Raw genomic sequence first — 18,157 nt, 5'->3', positions numbered from 1 at the left:
ACTCCAATAGTTTTTAGCAGAATTCTAAGGAAATATATTTTCTTTTTAATTGGGGTTTTAGAAAAAAAAAGTATCTTTGCACGCCTTAAACTAGTGTAAAACGTGATGAAGAATAAGGAATACATTATTCCTTTTGCAGGATTAAAACAAGGAAAGCACAAGTTTGAATATCAAATAGACAATACGTTCTTTGAATCTTTTGATTACCATGAATTTAATGATGCAGCCATTAAACTGCACATTGTATTAGACAGAATGTCCACAGTTCTTGAGCTTGAAATGAAGGCTAAGGGTACAGTGAATCTCTATTGCGACCTTACCAATGAACCTTTTGATCAAAAAATAGAAGCGTCTTTAAAACTTTTGGTAAAGTTTGGGGAGGTTTACAATGATGAAGATGATGAAATACTCATTATCCCGCACGGAGAATATCAGGTGAATATTGCGCAATACGTTTACGAAATGATAGTATTGTCAGTACCTTCCAAACGGATACACCCTGGGGTATTAGACGGGACATTAAATTCAGAAGCGCTTAAAAGGCTTGAAGAATTGCAACCAAAAGAGAATAAGAAAGACAAAAATAAAATAGATCCCAGATGGGAGGCATTAAAAAAATTATTAACGGATAAATAGATTACAAAATGGCACATCCTAAAAGGAAAATATCCAGAACAAGAAGAGATAAGAGAAGAACTCACTACAAGGCTGTAGCACCTACTCTTGCAAAGGATCCAACAACAGGAGAAATGCACCTTTATCATAGAGCTCATTGGCACGAAGGTAAATTGTATTACCGCGGACAGGTTCTAATTGATAAGACAGAAGAAGAAACCGTATAGCATACCATGCTATAATTTTGAACTCCCACCTATAATTGTTGGGAGTTTTTTTATGGGGTAGACTAAAATCTTTAAAAATTGACTTTTTAGGCAAAAAGTCCTAAAAAATGACTATTTTTCACGAATTTTCGACCATTTTTTAAGGTTTCTTGATAAAAACCAAACTTATTATGGGTAGAATAACAGCAGCAATTACAGCTGTAGGGGCTTACGTACCAGACTTCAGGTTAACCAATAAAATGTTGGAAACCATGGTGGATACCACAGACGAATGGATTACGACCAGAACAGGAATTAAAGAAAGAAGAATACTTAAAGATAAGGATAAAGGGACTTCTTACCTGGCTATTAAAGCGGCCGAAAATTTAATTAGTAAGTCTAATTTGGACCCTGCTGAAATTGATCTGGTTATTGTTGGAACTGCAACACCTGATATGCCGGTTGCTTCAACATCAGCCTATGTGGCTTCACAAATTGGGGCCGTAAATGCCTTTTCCTTTGACATGCAGGCCGCCTGTTCAAACTTTCTATTTGGGATGTCTACAGCAGCACGCTATATAGAATCTGGCAAGTATAAGAAGGTCCTTCTGATAGGAGCTGATAAAATGTCTTCTATTCTTGATTATACTGAAAGAACCACCTGTATTATTTTTGGTGATGGGGCCGGAGCGGTTCTCTTTGAAGCCAATTACGAGGGATTAGGATTGCAGGACGAATATTTGAGATCTGATGGTACGGGAAGAGAGTTTTTAAAGATTGAAGCAGGGGGCTCATTAATGCCTTCTTCTGAAGAAACCGTCAAAAACAAAAAACATTATGTTTATCAGGACGGGAAATCGGTTTTTAAATTTGCTGTTTCAAATATGGCCGATGTGGCTGCCAAAATAATGGAACGTAATAATCTCACACATGATGATATAGATTGGTTAATACCGCATCAGGCGAACAAAAGGATTATAGATGCTACGGCAAACAGAATGGAATTGGAACCTTCAAAGGTGATGATGAATATAGAAAAATACGGTAATACAACTTCGGCAACATTACCACTACTGCTTTCTGATTACGAAAATAAACTCAAAAAAGGAGATAACCTGGTATTTGCAGCCTTTGGTGGTGGATTTACCTGGGGATCCATATATTTAAAATGGGCATATAATGGCAATAACGAATCAAAATAGAATTCCATGGATATAAAAGAAATTCAAAGTCTAATAAAATTTGTAGCTAAATCGGGAGCTAGTGAAGTAAAACTTGAAACCGATGATATTAAGATCACTATTAGAACTGGAGCATTAACTTCTGCTCCGGAAACTACTACCTATTTACAGCAAATACCCGTAAGCACTACAGCAGCGGCTCCTCCCATGACTCCTCCACCAACTGCTGGCGGAGATACTTCAGGAGCTAAAGCAGATGTTGGTGAATCAGAGGAAGATTCCAAGTATATTACTATCAAATCTCCAATTATTGGGACTTTTTACAGAAAACCATCTCCGGACAAACCGGCATTTGTTGAGGTAGGCGATACTATAGCGAAGGGTGATGTATTGTGTGTAATTGAGGCAATGAAATTATTCAATGATATTGAATCTGAAGTTTCAGGGAAAATCATAAAAATGTTAGTTGAGGATTCTTCTCCGGTAGAATTTGACCAACCTTTGTTCCTGGTAGATCCCTCATAAGTTTATTTAGAAGGACTTGTAATCAAAAACACTTTTTTGTATTTGAATTCGGGTTCTTGAGAATTCTTTAGTAAAAGCTATGTTTAAAAAAATACTAATTGCAAACCGAGGTGAAATAGCCTTGCGTATTATACGGACCTGCAAGGAAATGGGCATTAAAACCGTGGCTGTTTACTCCAAGGCAGATGAAGAGAGCTTGCATGTGCGTTTCGCAGATGAAGCGGTTTGCATTGGCCCGGCACCAAGTAGCCAGTCCTATTTGAAAATACCCAATATAATTGCAGCAGCAGAAATTACGAATGCAGATGCAATTCATCCCGGTTATGGATTTTTATCGGAAAATTCAAAATTTTCCAGAATTTGTGCAGAGCATGAAATTAAATTCATTGGTGCTTCCGGAGAACAAATAGATAAAATGGGCGACAAGGCTACGGCTAAAGCAACCATGAGAATGGCAGGTGTGCCTACAATTCCGGGCTCGGAAGGTTTGCTGAAAGATGTTGCGCATGCCAAAAAAGAAGCGAAGAAAATGGGGTACCCCGTAATGCTAAAGGCTACTGCTGGGGGTGGTGGAAAAGGTATGCGTGCGGTTTGGAAGGAAGAGAATATTGAAGCGGCTTTTGAAAGTGCTGTTCAGGAGGCAACGGCCGCTTTCGGAAATGGCGCCATGTATATGGAAAAACTTATTGAGGAACCAAGGCATATTGAAATTCAAATTATCGGGGATCAATATGGGAATGCATGTCACCTTTCAGAACGAGATTGTTCAATTCAACGAAGACATCAGAAACTTACTGAAGAAACTCCTTCCCCCTTTATGACAGATAGCCTGAGGGAAGCTATGGGAAACGCAGCGGTAAAAGCAGCGGAATATATAAAATATGAAGGTGCGGGCACCGTCGAATTTTTGGTAGATAAGCACCGCGAATTTTATTTTATGGAAATGAATACACGTATTCAGGTAGAACATCCCATCACAGAACAGGTAGTGGATTATGACCTTATTAGGGAACAGATTCTGGTAGCTGGTGGAGTGCCTATTTCAGGTAAAAATTATTTTCCCAAACTTCACGCTATTGAATGCAGGATCAACGCAGAAGACCCTTATAACGATTTCAGGCCTTCACCGGGTAAAATAACCACATTGCACACCCCGGGAGGTCATGGGATTCGACTGGATACCCATGTATACAGTGGGTATACCATTCCTCCTAATTATGATTCTATGATTGCCAAGCTTATTACATCGGCCCAGACCAGGGAAGAGGCAATTAATAAAATGAAACGGGCCTTAGACGAATTTGTAATTGAAGGTATTGCAACAACTATTCCGTTTCACAGGCAATTAATGGACCATCCGGATTACCTGGCGGGGAATTATACCACTAAATTCATGGAAGATTTTAAAATGGATCCTAAACCAGAAGTATAGAATATGAACTCCGGCCATCGTCGGAGTTTTTTATAGCACGATGAATCTTAGTTATTGGGAATATAAGACATGGTTGTCCAACATCGATTTTACTATTGTTGGGAGTGGTATTGTTGGTCTAAATTGCGCATATTATTTGAGCAAAAAACACCCTAAAGCCAAAATCCTTATTCTTGAAAAAGGGACTTTACCCCAGGGCGCAAGCACTAAAAATGCTGGATTTGCGTGTTTTGGAAGTATCTCAGAAATTGTTAGCGACCTTAAAACCCATTCTCAGGAAGAAGTGCTGGAACTGGTCAGAAGCAGATGGGAAGGGATTCAATTATTACGATCTACTCTGGGGGATTCCAAAATGGATTTTCAGCAGCATGGAGGGCATGAACTTTTTTTAAAGGAAAACACTAAACTATTTAATGATTGTTCTGAAGCTCTAAGTAACATCAATGAGCTACTTAAGCCGGTTTATGGTGAGGATGCATATTTTCTCCATCGAAACACGTTTAAATTTAATAACATTGTAAATCAATATATCTCCAGTCAGTTTGAAGCTCAAATAAATACCGGAACCATGATGGATTCTTTGCTGTCCTTGGTCCGTCATTCCGGCGTAAATATTTTAAATTCTATTGGCGTTACTTCCTTTGATGACAGCCACGGAAGTGTAAAGGTTTACACCAATCAATTCGAATTTGAGACAAAAAAACTTATCATCGCAACCAATGGATTTGCTAATGAGCTTTTAGATCAAGAAGTTAAGCCTGCAAGGGCTCAAGTATTGATTACAAAACCCATCAAAAATCTTGAGATTAAGGGAACTTTTCACCTGGACGAAGGTTTTTATTATTTCAGAAATATAGAAAATCGCGTTCTTTTAGGTGGTGGGCGAAATCTGGATTTTAAAACGGAAGAAACATCAGAATTTGGACAGACAGAGCTGATTCAGAATCGATTGGATAGTATGTTGCGCGAAATCATATTACCTGACACAGATTTTGAGATTGAACGTAGATGGAGTGGTATTATGGGGATAGGAAATACAAAGAAACCAATTGTAAAGGAACTTTCAGATAACGTAATATGTGGAGTGAGGTTAGGGGGTATGGGGATTGCTATAGGTAGTTTGGTGGGAAAAAATTTAGCTGATTTAACCTGATATGGAAATTTCAGTAGCCATCAAGGATGAATTGCGCAGATTTTGTGAATCATTTGTAGAAGATAGGATTGGACGTATCCAAAATAATATAAATAACATTAACGAATCTCTAAAATCCGAGACAAAAAGTAGCGCCGGGGATAAGCATGAGACAGGAAGGGCTATGATTCAACTTGAAAGGGAGAAGCTGGGACATCAGCTATATGAAGCGGAAAAGATGAGACGGGCTTTAGTTGGAATTACTACTCTGGCAAGCCCTGCAAATATTGGTCAGGGCAGTCTTGTGATTACTTCAGATGGCATGTATTACATTTCAATTTCGGCAGGAGCATTCAAAAAGGGCCCTACCCTAATATATTGCGTTTCTTCACTTAGCCCTATTGGAAAAAACTTATTGGGAAAATCCCGGGGCCATTGTTTTGATTTTAATCAAAAAAAGATTTGTATTAAAAAGGTTCTGTAACGTTTTTAATAAAGGAATTCCCTAAAACTACTCGGATTCACATTTTTTTTCAATAAATTGTTATGTGCTACCGGTAACTTTTAAATAATTACATAACCCATATTGACATGAAAGTTTATAAGGTATATAAAGGGATTCTGATTGAAAATAAAGGAATCTTTTATCTTCTGGAAGGGGAAGATTGGGATTCATTTATTAATGACAATAACCTTTTTACGAAGATTAAGCATTTGATATCCGGGATAGAGCCTTTACCAGATCCGGAAGCTTATTTAAAAAAGGGCCTCCTTGCTCCGGTTGAGAGTCAGGAGATCTGGGCTAGTGGCGTCACCTATTTCAATAGCAAACTGGGACGTGAAGAAGAATCAAGAGAAAAAGGAGGGAGTAATTTTTATGCCAGAGTATATGTGGCAGAAAGGCCGGAATTGTTCTTTAAGTCTATGGGGCACAGAGCTATTGGTTCCGGAGGAAAGGTCCGAATAAGAAAAGACTCTACCTGGGACGTTCCAGAGCCCGAGTTAACACTTGTAATTAGCTCCACCGGTAAAATTATTGGATACACTATTGGGAATGATATGAGTTCCAGAAGTATTGAAGGAGAAAATCCTTTGTACTTGCCCCAGGCAAAGACTTACGATGGGTCCGCTGCTATTGGCCCCTGTATTTTAGTTGTTGAAGGACCTCTTCCTAAAACAACGAAAATAAGGCTTGAAATACGCAGAGAGAACAAACAGGTTTTCAGCGGGGAGATAGGGATTGATCAAATTAAACGTAAGTTTGAAGATTTGGTGAGTTACCTCTATGCGGAAAATTCTTTCCCTAACGGCAGCATGTTAATGACAGGAACCGGGATAGTTCCTTCAACCGATTTTACTTTGCAAAAAGGAGATGAAATTAAGATTGAAATTGATGGAATTGGCACCTTAATAAATACTGTTGACCAGTAGTTTATTCAATTATCTTCTGGTTTTTGTCGACTCGTTTTCTTCATTGCTACTACTCTTTTAGTTTTTAATCGTTTTTCTACCGAAGCTTTAGAAGGAGAAGTTTTTTTTCGTTTTTTTGGAACTTTAAGTGCTTCCTCAATTAATTTCAGCATACGGTCTTCTGCAATTTCCCTATTCTTATGTTGGCTCCGGGATTCGTCACATTGAACCAGGAGTTTGTTTTCGGATGTAAGTCGTTTATTGAGTTTTTTATATAAGCGTTCCTTTTCAGATTCATTAAACGCCCTGGAACTACCAAGGTTTAAGGAAAGTTCCACTTTTGTAGAAACTTTATTAACATGCTGGCCACCTGCACCCCCGCTTCGGACGGCTCTGAACTTTAATTCCTGTAAAAGCAAGTCTTTGTTCATCGTGCAAATTGCGATTAGAGTTTTAGCCTTTGGTTAATTGTTTCAAGAGAAATATTGAGAAAAACTCTTGTTTCAATTTCCATATCCCGTTCTGAATGGAAGTATATTATTTGCTCTTCTGTATATCCTTCAACCAGATAATGACTTCCCATCGGATATGTTTTTTTTACAAACACAGGAAGACCGGAATTTCGGGATACTTTAAATTCATGGGCGTAGACAATAATTTTTCGTTTGGTATCTGCATATGATTTGATAATATTGATTGGAACCAGATTAGCTTCACCAAAAAGCGAAGCAATGTAAAGATTTCCCGGGTTCTTATACATCTCCAATATGGGTTCCTCAGCTAATACCTGTCTATCCTTAAGAACAAGTACCCGGTCTGCAAATGGCAATATATCATTGCGGTCATGGGTAGCCGTTAAGCAGGTTATCTCCTCTTCCTTCAGATAGTTAAATAGATTTCTTCTTAAGCTGTTTTTTCTGAAATTATCTATATGACTGAATGGTTCATCCAATAGCAGCACCTCAGGTTTCTGAGCCAGAGCCCTGGCCAGAGCAACGCGCTGTTGCTGTCCGATGCTCAGATGCCTTACTTTGGTTTTTGCAAACCTTTTCATTTCGATAATCTCAAGCAACTCCTCAGTACGTTCTTTTAGTTCTTTGGGATAAAACACGGATAGATATTCAGAAATATTTTCAGATACTGTAGTAGCTCCCATAAGGTCGAACCCCTGGGACATATACTTCATGTAAGACTCTCCTGGGACAAGTTTATAAAGAGGCCCCTTAACTTGTTTCCTTCCCCAATATACATCTCCTTGGGCCGGCTGGAGAGATCCATAAACCAGTTGTAATAAGGTGCTTTTACCACAACCACTTTCACCCATTATGCCCAGATGTTCACCTTTATCAACAGAAAAGTTAATATCATCCAGTACCGAATCCTTGTCATAGGCAAAAGATAGACCGGTTATTTTTAACATGATTATTATCTTAAACGACTTCTAATAAAAAATCCGTTTCTACAGAAACGGATTTTGTTCTGAATTATTTATAGTTACTCTTTAAATTCCTTTATCACTGCCTTATTTGGCAACTCCCTATAATTCATATTGTAAAGGGTAAATGCAAAAATATCGGCATATTGTTCAATTGTTTTACTAACAGGGGTCCCTGCTCCATGGCCGGCGTTAGTTTCAATACGAATAAGAGTAGGGTTAGGACCTGACTGCTTTTCCTGCAGTTCGGCCGCAAATTTAAAGCTATGGGCCGGCACAACCCGGTCATCATGGTCTCCTGTTGTAATCAAGGTGGCAGGATATTCTACTCCTTCTTTTACATTGTGAACGGGAGAATAAGCTTTCAGGTACTGAAACATTTCTTCACTATCCTCAGAAGTTCCATAATCATAATGCCATCCTGCTCCTGAAGTGAAAGTATGATAACGCAACATATCCAGAACACCTACAGCAGGTAGCGCTACTTTCATAAGTTCGGGTCTTTGGGTCATAGTAGCACCTACTAAAAGACCGCCATTAGAACCCCCTCTTATTGCCAGGTTTTCTGATGAGGTATATTTGTTCTCTATAAGATACTCCGCAGCGGCTATAAAATCGTCAAACACATTTTGCTTTTTGGTTTTTATACCTGCATTATGCCATTTTTTTCCATATTCTCCACCCCCTCGCAAATTGGGTACAGCATAAACACCTCCTTGTTCCATCCAAACAGCATTGACAATACTAAAAGAGGGGGTACGACTTATATTGAACCCGCCATATCCATAAAGAATAGTGGGGTTTTTGGAATTGAGTTTTAGTCCCTTTTTATAGGTTATAATCATTGGGATCTCTGTTCCATCTTTGGAGGCATAAAATACCTGCTTAGACTCATAATTATCCGGATTAAAATCAATTTCCGGTTTCCAGTAAAGGACATAATTACCTGTTTCCACATTGTATTTATAAGAGGATGCAGGAGTGTAATAATTAGTAAATGAAAAATAGAATTCTTTTTCTTCTTTTTTACCACCAAAACCACTTGCACTGCCTATGCCAGGAAGCTCTATTTCACGTATAAGCTTCCCTTCATAATCATACTGAAAAACTTTAGATATGGCATCTATCATATATTCTGCAAAGAAGTAACCCCCGCCGGTATTTGGACTAAGAACATTCTCTGTTTCAGGAATGAAATCTTTCCAGTTTTCCGGACCTGGATCTGAAGCATCTACAGTTATGATCTTCTTATTAGGGGCATTTAAATTGGTAACTAGGTAAAGCTTTGAGCCAACATTTTCAAGGACATCAGTATCTGAATTTTCATGATCCAATATATTTATCAGCTTACTATCCGGCTTTCTCAAATCTTTTAAATAAAGCTTATTACCCGAAGTAGAGTTTGCAGCTGAAATAAGAAGATAATTATTATCCTCAGTCACACTTCCGCTTACATACCTGTGCTTTTCTTCAGGAATACCTCCAAAAATTAATGCATCAGCACTTTGTGGAGTACCCAGCTTATGGTAATACAGTTTATGTTGGTCTGTCTTAGCAGAGAGTTCACTTCCTTCAGGTTTATCGTAACTTGAATAATATAACCCTTCATTACCATACCAGGACAGGCCGCTAAATTTTACATCAGTGAGCGTGTCTTCAACAATAGTCTTACCTTCGGTTTCCATTACAATTACCTTCCTCCAGTCACTACCTCCCTCGGAAATGGAGTAAGCAGCCATAGAACCATCTTTAGTAAAACTCAACCCCATTAATGAAGTAGTTCCATCTTCCGAAAAACTATTTGGATCTAAAAATACTTCGGCTTCCTCATTCTCTTTTTGACGATACACTACATATTGGTTTTGCAGACCATCATTCTTATAAAAATAGGTATAATCACCCTCCTTGAAAGGGGAACTTATTTTCTCATAGTTCCATAGTTGTTCTAATCTGTTCTTCAGATCTTTTCTGAACGGTATTTTTTCTAAATAGCCAAAAGTGACAGCGTTTTCTTCTTTAACCCAGGTTTCCGTTTCCGTACTCCGGTCATCTTCTAACCAGCGATATGGATCGCTAACTGAAGTTCCAAAATAGTTGTCAACAGTATCTACTTTTTTAGTCATCGGATAATTCACGGTAATGGTATCTTTTTGTTCTGAATTCTTGCAAGAAATATTAATTAAAACAAGAAGTAGAATAATCCCAACATTTTTCATAATAGATTTTTTAAGGATCAAAAATACCATAAAAAAACCTTTTAGTACGAATGAACCAAAAGGTTTTAACAGTTTTTATAATAGCCCCGTCAGATGAGTTTTTTGTGCAACAGGTATTCTGCTATTTGAATGGCATTGGTTGCAGCACCTTTTCTGAGATTATCGGCAACTATCCACATATTTAGTGTGTTTCGTTGCGTTTCATCTCTTCGTATACGTCCTACAAAAACATCGTCTTTGTCATGGGCATATACAGGCATTGGATAAGTGTTGGTATCCGGATTGTCCTGCACAACAACTCCCGGGGTATTACTTAGAATTTTTCTTACCTCATTCAGTTCAAAGTCCGATTCAAATTCAACGTTAACGGATTCAGAATGACCTCCTGCAGTAGGAATTCGCACGGCGGTTGCTGAAATTGAAAATGAGCGGTCGTCTAGTATCTTCTGTGGCTCCCGGGCCAATTTCATTTCTTCTTTGGTATACCCATTTTCCATAAAAACGTCACAATGCGGCAGGGCATTCCTGTTGATAGGATATGGATAGGCCATTTCACCTTGTATTCCGGCCATTTCATTCTCCAACTGTTTAACAGCTTTTACTCCTGTTCCCGAAACGGATTGATAGGTTGAAACTATGACCCGCTTCATTTGATATCTGGTATGCAAGGGCGCCAGTACCATAACAAGTTGAATGGTAGAACAATTGGGATTTGCAATTATTTTATCTTCTTTGGTTAATTTATTTGCGTTGATTTCCGGGACGACCAATTTTTTTTCAGGATCCATACGCCATGCAGACGAATTATCAATTACCGTGGTGCCGGCTGCTGCAAATTTTGGCGCCCACCTTAGTGATGTATCTCCTCCGGCCGAAAAAATAGCCAGATCCGGACGAGCAGCAACGGCATCCGCAAGGCCTATTACGCTGATGGATTCCCCGTTATAGGATATTTTTTTACCTACAGATCGCTCAGAGGCGACCAATAATAGTTCAGTTATTGGAAAACTCCGTTCTTTAAGTACTTTTAGCATTACTTCGCCAACCATTCCGGTTGCGCCAACTACAGCTACCTTCATGTTTTTATTATTTAGGACCCAAAGGTATTGCAACCAATGTTGATGAACAAGACTTTTTGTTGTATATATAAAAATATAACATATTGTTATAAATAGAACAAATATAAAAAATAACCACCAATTCAGTTTGCGAAAACGTATTGGTGGCCTTTAAATTAGTTTAGTAATGTAGCGGTATCTCCCGGAAAGGAAGTTTTATTTCTCACTATTTTTTCAATAAATCTCTTATTTGTGTTAATAGTTCTTCCTGACTTGGACCCGAGGGAGCAGCCGGTGCAGGTGGTGTTTTTGTTTTGTTATAAGCCTTAACAATAATAAACATTACAAATCCTACAACAAGTAAATTAACAATAGTATTTACCCATGCTCCCCAGCGAACAGCATTTTCTGCTACATAGCCAGCTTCTCCTTCAGCTCCTGAAGCCTCTGTGAGGACATATTTTAAATTGGAAAAATCTACACCTCCTGCAAATTCACCCACAATTGGCATAATAATGTCCGTTACAAATCCATTGATAACAAGCCCCATGGCTCCGGCCATAATTACAGCAACTGCAAAATCAATTACATTGCCGGTCATAATAAAACTCTTAAATTCTTTTAACATGTTATTTGTTTTAAATGGTTAGATAATAAATGCAATTACAAGATACTCAAAATAGCATTCGTAACAATATGTTAATTAGTTAATTAGGTTCCTGTAATTATCCTATTAACTCTGTGAGAAATACCACTAAGAAGTTCATAGGAAATTGTGTTTGCTCCTGCTGCAAAAGTCTCTGCGGAATGCCCTTTTCCAAAGACAACAACTTCATCACCTTCCTTGCATTCAATACCCGTTATATCTATCATGATCATATCCATACAAACATTTCCAATAATAGGCGCCTCCTTACCATTCACTATAACTGAAGCTTTTCTATTACCATATTGTCTGCCAATCCCATCCGCATGTCCAAGAGGTAGTGTTGCGGTTTTTTTGTATTCCTCAGCCGTAAAAGCCCTATTGTAACCTACACTTTCATTTGGTTTTATATTGTGTATCTGGGAAATGGTTGTTTTTAATGTTGCTACAGGCCGCAACTTATCATCATACCTGGCTTCATTTCCATATCCATAAAGGCCAATACCACTTCTAACCATGTCGAATTGTGCTTCAGGATAATTGAATATTCCGGAGGTATTAAGAATATGCATAAATGGACTAATTCTTAATTTGGAAGTAAATTCCTTAGCAATCTTATCAAAGGATCTGATTTGATTTTTGCTGAATTCTTCTTCAGACTTATCTTCGGAGGCGGCCAAATGAGAAAAAATTGATTTTATTTTCAATTCATCTCTGCCCTCAAGCACATTGGCAATATATTCAATATCATTTTCCGAAAATCCAAGCCTGTTAAGGCCTGTGTTGAATTTTAAGTGGACAGGATAAGCCTTTTGCTTTTGCACCTTTGAAGCCTTAATGAATTCTCGGAGTACTCTGGGGGAATATAGGCTGGGTTCCAGGCAATATTTTATAACCATTGAATAATTACAAGGCTGTGCATGCAATACAAGTATAGGGGTTTTAATCCCTGCCTCCCTTAAAACCTTCCCTTCATGGGCATAAGCCACCGCTAAATAATCTACCCCTAGTTTCTCCAGTTTTTTTGCGATGATCACAGAATCACTACCATAGCCAAAAGCCTTTACCACGGCCAGAAACATGGTTGAAGTATGTATTTTGGTTCTTATATAATCGTAATTATGTTCTAAAGCAACAAGATCCAATTCCAATGTAGTCTCTCTGGCTTTAGGCATTGGTATCTTTTTTACCTTGTTTTATCTCCTCGGCATCTACCTTCATTTCATTAATTTTTTCTTTGAGCATAGCTTTGTAAAATGCCGCGCGACTTAAAGGTTCGTACTCTTCGGTTTCGCCAAGCAGCACCAATTTATCATTATTAGATTTTCTAAAACTATAATTGGCAAGATTGCCGGTACGCGTGCAAATAGCATGGACTTTGGTTACGTATTCCGCAGTAGCCATTAAAGCAGGCATTGGTCCGAAAGGATTGCCTTTAAAATCCATATCGAGTCCGGCAACAACAACACGTATTCCCATATTTGCCAGATCATTGCATACAGTCACAATTTCATCATCAAAGAACTGTGCTTCATCTATTCCCACCACATCACAGTCGTCTGCCAGAAGGCGGATATTTGCCGCCGCAGGCACAGGCGTGGAACGAATTTCATTTTCATCATGAGAGACTACCTTCTCTTCATGATATCTGGTGTCTACAATTGGCTTAAAAATTTCTACCTTTTGCTTTGCAAACTGAGCTCTTTTAAGCCTGCGAATCAGTTCTTCCGTTTTCCCGGAAAACATTGAGCCAGAGATAACCTCTATCCAACCGAATTGTTCCTTATGATTAACAGTGTTTTCGAGAAACATTTTGTAATTTTAAACCAAAGTAAGGGCTTTATTCCCTTATTTGTGAAACGAAATATAAAAGTATTAAAAAAGATAGACCTTTACTGTTTAGTCTAAACAAAAAGAAATGAAGCGAAAACTGAAAGAGGAATTAATTAAGATGTCCACAGATATAATTACCTCCAGGGGTCTTACAGAGATGGAGATACCGGAATTATATGAAGCTGCGAGAACTCTATACGAAAAATTGGCCGTTCTTAGGTTCATTGATGAAAAACTCAACGATATTGAAATAGACGTATCCAAAAATGTTCTGGCATCCAGGTTTGAAAAAATGGCGAATGCCGTTATGAATGAAAGTAAACTGGTTCCTGAAAATAATCCCCACGAAGAAGATATTATTACTCAGGGTATTGATACCATAAAAGGCATGGTATCTGAAATGCCAAACAGTGAGGATAATGACAGGCTATTTGCAGAATTTGTTGCAAAACCTGAAACCGCTAAGGCTGAGAATAACAAAACCACGGCAAATATTTCTCGGGAAATAAAAGAAGTTTCTAAGCCAAAATCATTGAATGATAAACTCACAAATAAGGAAATAACGGTGGGTTTAAATGACAGGCTTGCTTTTGTTAAACATCTTTTTAATGATAGTACAGAAGACTTCAACAGGGTAATTTCCCAACTGAACACCATTGATTCTCATGAACGTTCTATGGCCTTCATTGATAATATGGTTAAACCAGATTACAATCAATGGGCAGGAAAGGAAGAATATGAAACCAGGTTTCTTGCTCTTATAGAGCGTAGATTCTCATAATTTCTAATACCGGATTTACTGCCATTATAAGAAATGTATATTGCTCATAATTCTTCAAAAAGAAGGTAAGATCTTAAAACAGTGCTGACAGGCAAGTTATTTATTGTTCCGACTCCTATTGGAAATTTGGAGGATATTACCTTAAGAGCAATTAAAGTTCTTAAGGAAGTAAACCTAATATTGGCTGAAGATACCCGCACAAGCAATAAACTTTTAAAACACTACAACATAAATACCCCAATGCAGAGCCATCATATGCATAATGAGCATAAAACGGTAGATGGTATTGTTCGAAAACTTAAAAGTGGAGAGCAAATTGCACTAATTTCTGACGCAGGTACTCCCGCTATTTCCGATCCGGGGTTTTTACTTAGTCGGGCCTGTGTTGAACAGGGAATAGAAATTGAATGCCTTCCGGGAGCAACTGCTTTTGTCCCTGCACTTGTAAATAGCGGACTTCCTAACGATCGCTTTGCGTTTGAAGGCTTCCTGCCAATAAAAAAAGGAAGACAAACCAGATTAAATGATCTGGCAGAAGAAACCCGTACTATGGTTTTCTATGAATCCCCACATAAGCTTCTAAAGACGTTATCACAATTTGTAATCTGTTTTGGCCCGGAACGACGAATATCTGTTTCCAGGGAACTTACTAAAATGTATGAAGAAACCATTAGAGGAACTACTTCAGAAGTATTAGAGCATTTTGAAAGCAAACCACCAAAAGGAGAATTTGTAATCGTGGTTGCAGGAAAAAAATAATTATTTTCATTCTGAAGTCCGGACGAAAAGCTTATCAACTTTCGTTTTAATACAGCAATTTATTTATGTTTCCCCTTTTCCCATCCATATTTACCCAAATAGAGTTCTCCACTTTCTACAGCTCCATCCTCAATAGTTGTTCCCATAGAATCGTTCCAACGGTTTAGGTAACCAAAAAGAGAAATTACGCCCAACATTTCAACAATTTCACCTTCATTCCAGTACTTATATAATTTGTTCTTGATGTTTTTATCCACGGCATTGGGTATCTGAGAAGCGGCCAAAGAAAAGTCAAGAGCAGCACGTTCAGCGTCCGAAAAGGCAGGATGGGTTCTGTACTCCCAAATATTATCCAATTGCTCTTGTTCTGCACCATAACGCTCTGCAGCCCTTATTGCATGTGCCTGGCAATAGCGACAACCAGTTGCATTACTGCTGACCCAGGCAATCATTCGCTTAAGAGCAGAAGTTACCTTTCCTTCATTGGCCATAACCGCCTTATTAAGGTTAATAAAAGCCTTGGATATTGCCGGTCTGTGTTGCATGGTGAGGACAGAATTTGGACAAAACCCAAGGGTCTCATTGAAGAATTCTGCTAATTCTTTAGTTTGAGTATCATGGTTTGGGTCCAGAGGTTGTACAAGTGGCATAGCGGTCGTATTTTTGTACTCCACAAGAAACGAAAAAATATGAGCACTACAAATCAAATTACCACCAAATGGTTAGGGAAGATGGCCTTTGAAAGTAATAATCCATCCGGATTAAATTTTACTATAGATGCTGGTCCTGATGCTGGGGGAGAGGGCAATGGCCTTAAACCCAAAGCTCTTATGCTTTCAGCTTTAGCAGGGTGTTCGGGTCTTGATGTAGCTATGCTTATTAAAAAGATGAAACTTGATGTGGAAAACTTCAGTATAGAGACCATTGCTAATTTAACGGATGAACATCCAAAATACTATGATGCCGTTACCGTAGAATATCACTTTTGGGGAGGCAATCTGGAAGAAAAAAAATTGCAAAGAGCTGTAGATCTTTCAGTTGAGAAGTATTGTGGGGTAATGGAAATGTTTAGGAAGTTTGCAAAACTTGAAATAAAAACAATATTCCATAAAGATTGACACCCATTCTTGAGGGGAGCACAGATTCATCTAAAAAGAACTAAAAGAGTTATTTCTGCATTTAAAATGCACTAATTCGTCTTATATTACAATACACCTATAACGTGGTACAATGCGCTGGACATTAAAACCAAAACAAGATGATGAGCAAATAAAAGCTTTGGCCGAAATACTCAAAGTAGATCTGCTGATTGCACAATTATTGCTGCAGCGCGGTGTTACTTCTTATGAAGAGGCCAAAAAGTTCTTCAGGCCTCAACTCTCTGACCTCCATGACCCATTTCTTATGAAGGATATGGAACTTGCTGTTATCCGTATAGAAAATGCAATACTGGCAAATGAAAACATCCTTATTTACGGTGACTATGATGTAGACGGAACTACGGCGGTAGCTTTGCTGTCATCATATTTACTCACCCAATATCCAAATGTGGCCACTTATATTCCTGACAGATACGCGGAAGGCTATGGGATATCTTATGCCGGTATTGACTTTGCAGAAGACAATGATTTTACACTTATTATTGCACTGGATTGCGGTATAAAGGCAATAGAAAAGGTATCTTATGCAAATGAAAAAGGGATTGATTTTATCATTTGTGACCACCACAGGCCTGGAAAGAAAATACCAGATGCTGTAGCCGTTTTAGATCCTAAAAGAAATGATTGCACCTATCCATATGATGAATTATGCGGATGTGGTATTGGTTTTAAACTTATACAGGCACTTAACATTAAGAGAGAGGATAGTTTTGAGAAACTCATTCCATACCTGGATCTGGTAGCAACGGCCATTGGGGCAGATATAGTACCCATAACAGGAGAAAACAGGGTATTGGCTTATTTTGGGTTAGAGGTAATTAATTCAGCTCCAAGAACTGGTTTTAAGGCAATAATTAAAAACCTCCAAAAGGAAAAACTCACCATTACAGATGTCGTTTTTATAATTGCTCCCAGAATAAATGCGGCAGGACGCATGAGACATGGTCAATATGCGGTAAATCTATTAATAGAGCAAAATATGGAGCAGGCTCTTAAATATGCTTCAGAAATCGAAGAATTTAACACCAGCAGGAAAGGTTTGGACCGGGAGATAACAGAGGAAGCCCTTACCATGATTCTCCAGAATAAGGAAGAAGATAGATTTACTTCCGTTGTTTATAAAGACAACTGGCACAAAGGAGTCATTGGTATAGTAGCTTCCAGACTTACTGAAACTTACTATAGGCCAACATTAGTGTTCACAAAAAGCGGTGATAAACTGGCGGCATCGGCCAGGTCCGTCAAGGGTTTTGACGTTTATAATGCCTTAGAACTTTGCTCTGATTCTATTGAGCAATTCGGGGGACATAAATACGCTGCAGGGCTAACGTTAGTTGAAGAGCAGTATGAAATATTTAAGACGCAATTTGAAAAGGTGGTAGCTGAAACGATAGACCCAAATCTTTTGACCCCGGAGATCACCATTGATGCAAAACTCGATTTAGATCAGATAAGTCCTAAGCTCTTGCGTATAATACAACAATTTGCCCCTTTTGGCCCGGGTAATATGACTCCTGTTTTTATGTCGGAAAACCTCCGGGATACCGGCTATGCAAAAGGGGTTGGAGAGGAGAATAGGCATCTTAAACTAGCGGTAACTCAAAATGGTGTTGGTCCGGTTGGGGCTATAGGATTTAATTTGGGAAATAAACTTCCGGTCGTGCAGAATGGAAAACCATTTAGTGCCGTTTTCTCTTTAGAAGAAAATCACTGGAATGGCATGGTTAACTTACAATTGAAAATCAAGGATTTAAGATAAAGGCATCTA

Annotated in this window: 20 protein-coding genes; 12 read left to right on the top strand and 8 right to left on the bottom strand. The window is 38.4% G+C overall.

Annotated elements, in window-relative coordinates; all coding sequences use genetic code 11:
- Positions 1–105 precede the first annotated feature (105 nt).
- The 8 genes from Q0874_RS02390 to Q0874_RS02355 all read left to right on the top strand — a co-directional run bounded on the left by Q0874_RS02390 (position 106) and on the right by Q0874_RS02355 (position 6,522).
- Positions 106–636: a DUF177 domain-containing protein gene (locus tag Q0874_RS02390; RefSeq protein WP_299158908.1), complete on the top strand. Its 531-nt coding sequence runs from the start codon at positions 106–108 to the stop codon at positions 634–636.
- An 8-nt stretch (positions 637–644) separates the two neighbouring features.
- Positions 645–842 carry a 50S ribosomal protein L32 gene (rpmF, locus tag Q0874_RS02385; RefSeq protein WP_299158906.1) on the top strand — a complete coding sequence of 66 codons (198 nt, stop codon included), beginning with the start codon at positions 645–647 and terminating at the stop codon, positions 840–842.
- A 170-nt stretch (positions 843–1,012) separates the two neighbouring features.
- Entirely contained in the window at positions 1,013–2,023 is a 1,011-nt protein-coding gene (locus Q0874_RS02380) for a beta-ketoacyl-ACP synthase III (RefSeq protein WP_299158904.1), read from the top strand.
- A gap of 6 nt (positions 2,024–2,029) precedes the next feature.
- Positions 2,030–2,527: an acetyl-CoA carboxylase biotin carboxyl carrier protein gene (gene accB / locus Q0874_RS02375; protein WP_299158902.1), complete on the top strand. Its 498-nt coding sequence runs from the start codon at positions 2,030–2,032 to the stop codon at positions 2,525–2,527.
- Between the two features lie 79 nt (positions 2,528–2,606).
- A complete protein-coding gene (gene accC, locus Q0874_RS02370) occupies positions 2,607–3,959 on the top strand; it encodes an acetyl-CoA carboxylase biotin carboxylase subunit (protein ID WP_299158899.1) in 1,353 nt (450 codons plus the stop codon).
- Positions 3,960–3,999: 40 nt separating this feature from the next.
- Entirely contained in the window at positions 4,000–5,112 is a 1,113-nt protein-coding gene (locus tag Q0874_RS02365; protein WP_299158897.1) for an FAD-binding oxidoreductase, read from the top strand.
- Position 5,113: 1 nt separating this feature from the next.
- Positions 5,114–5,575 (top strand): 3-oxoacyl-ACP synthase, encoded by a 462-nt coding sequence (locus Q0874_RS02360; RefSeq protein WP_299158894.1) that lies wholly within the window; start codon positions 5,114–5,116, stop codon positions 5,573–5,575.
- 107 nt (positions 5,576–5,682) lie between these two features.
- On the top strand, positions 5,683–6,522 hold the full coding sequence (locus Q0874_RS02355) for a fumarylacetoacetate hydrolase family protein (protein WP_299158891.1): 840 nt from the start codon (positions 5,683–5,685) through the stop codon (positions 6,520–6,522).
- 5 nt (positions 6,523–6,527) lie between these two features.
- Here Q0874_RS02355 and arfB read toward each other — a convergent pair whose 3' ends face one another.
- The 7 genes from arfB to Q0874_RS02320 all read right to left on the bottom strand — a co-directional run bounded on the left by arfB (position 6,528) and on the right by Q0874_RS02320 (position 13,668).
- Complete coding sequence (gene arfB, locus Q0874_RS02350; RefSeq protein ID WP_299158889.1) at positions 6,528–6,932, bottom strand: alternative ribosome rescue aminoacyl-tRNA hydrolase ArfB; 405 nt, start codon at positions 6,930–6,932, stop codon at positions 6,528–6,530.
- Positions 6,933–6,946: 14 nt separating this feature from the next.
- Complete coding sequence (locus Q0874_RS02345; protein ID WP_299158887.1) at positions 6,947–7,921, bottom strand: ABC transporter ATP-binding protein; 975 nt, start codon at positions 7,919–7,921, stop codon at positions 6,947–6,949.
- Between the two features lie 74 nt (positions 7,922–7,995).
- Positions 7,996–10,152: a prolyl oligopeptidase family serine peptidase gene (locus Q0874_RS02340; RefSeq protein ID WP_299158884.1), complete on the bottom strand. Its 2,157-nt coding sequence runs from the start codon at positions 10,150–10,152 to the stop codon at positions 7,996–7,998.
- 89 nt (positions 10,153–10,241) lie between these two features.
- The gene (locus Q0874_RS02335; RefSeq protein WP_299158881.1) at positions 10,242–11,231 is read right to left on the bottom strand and encodes an aspartate-semialdehyde dehydrogenase; all 990 of its coding nucleotides are present in this window, start codon (positions 11,229–11,231) and stop codon (positions 10,242–10,244) included.
- Positions 11,232–11,436: 205 nt separating this feature from the next.
- The gene (mscL, locus tag Q0874_RS02330; RefSeq protein WP_299158879.1) at positions 11,437–11,838 is read right to left on the bottom strand and encodes a large conductance mechanosensitive channel protein MscL; all 402 of its coding nucleotides are present in this window, start codon (positions 11,836–11,838) and stop codon (positions 11,437–11,439) included.
- A gap of 83 nt (positions 11,839–11,921) precedes the next feature.
- Complete coding sequence (gene alr, locus Q0874_RS02325; protein WP_299158877.1) at positions 11,922–13,031, bottom strand: alanine racemase; 1,110 nt, start codon at positions 13,029–13,031, stop codon at positions 11,922–11,924.
- A complete protein-coding gene (locus tag Q0874_RS02320) occupies positions 13,024–13,668 on the bottom strand; it encodes a thymidine kinase (RefSeq protein ID WP_299158874.1) in 645 nt (214 codons plus the stop codon). Before Q0874_RS02320 ends, alr begins: the two co-directional genes overlap by 8 nt.
- A 106-nt stretch (positions 13,669–13,774) precedes the next feature.
- On the opposite strand from Q0874_RS02320, the gene Q0874_RS02315 reads away from it, so the two are divergent.
- Both Q0874_RS02315 and rsmI read left to right on the top strand, forming a co-directional pair.
- Complete coding sequence (locus tag Q0874_RS02315) at positions 13,775–14,470, top strand: hypothetical protein (protein ID WP_299158871.1); 696 nt, start codon at positions 13,775–13,777, stop codon at positions 14,468–14,470.
- An 81-nt stretch (positions 14,471–14,551) separates the two neighbouring features.
- Entirely contained in the window at positions 14,552–15,229 is a 678-nt protein-coding gene (gene rsmI, locus Q0874_RS02310; protein WP_299158867.1) for a 16S rRNA (cytidine(1402)-2'-O)-methyltransferase, read from the top strand.
- A 59-nt stretch (positions 15,230–15,288) separates the two neighbouring features.
- On the opposite strand, the gene Q0874_RS02305 is transcribed toward rsmI, so the two are convergent.
- Positions 15,289–15,879, bottom strand: a complete 591-nt coding sequence (locus Q0874_RS02305) for a carboxymuconolactone decarboxylase family protein (protein ID WP_299158864.1) — start codon at positions 15,877–15,879, stop codon at positions 15,289–15,291.
- Between the two features lie 39 nt (positions 15,880–15,918).
- On the opposite strand from Q0874_RS02305, the gene Q0874_RS02300 reads away from it, so the two are divergent.
- Together Q0874_RS02300 and recJ are read left to right on the top strand one after the other, a co-directional pair.
- On the top strand, positions 15,919–16,347 hold the full coding sequence (locus Q0874_RS02300; protein WP_299158861.1) for an OsmC family protein: 429 nt from the start codon (positions 15,919–15,921) through the stop codon (positions 16,345–16,347).
- A gap of 112 nt (positions 16,348–16,459) precedes the next feature.
- Positions 16,460–18,148, top strand: a complete 1,689-nt coding sequence (gene recJ, locus Q0874_RS02295) for a single-stranded-DNA-specific exonuclease RecJ (RefSeq protein WP_299158858.1) — start codon at positions 16,460–16,462, stop codon at positions 18,146–18,148.
- Positions 18,149–18,157: the final 9 nt, after the last annotated feature.

The organism is uncultured Eudoraea sp. (assembly GCF_947490415.1).
Classification (GTDB): domain Bacteria; phylum Bacteroidota; class Bacteroidia; order Flavobacteriales; family Flavobacteriaceae; genus Eudoraea.
Note: the sequence above shows the minus strand (reverse complement) of the source record. Positions and strands in the feature narration are given on the sequence as shown.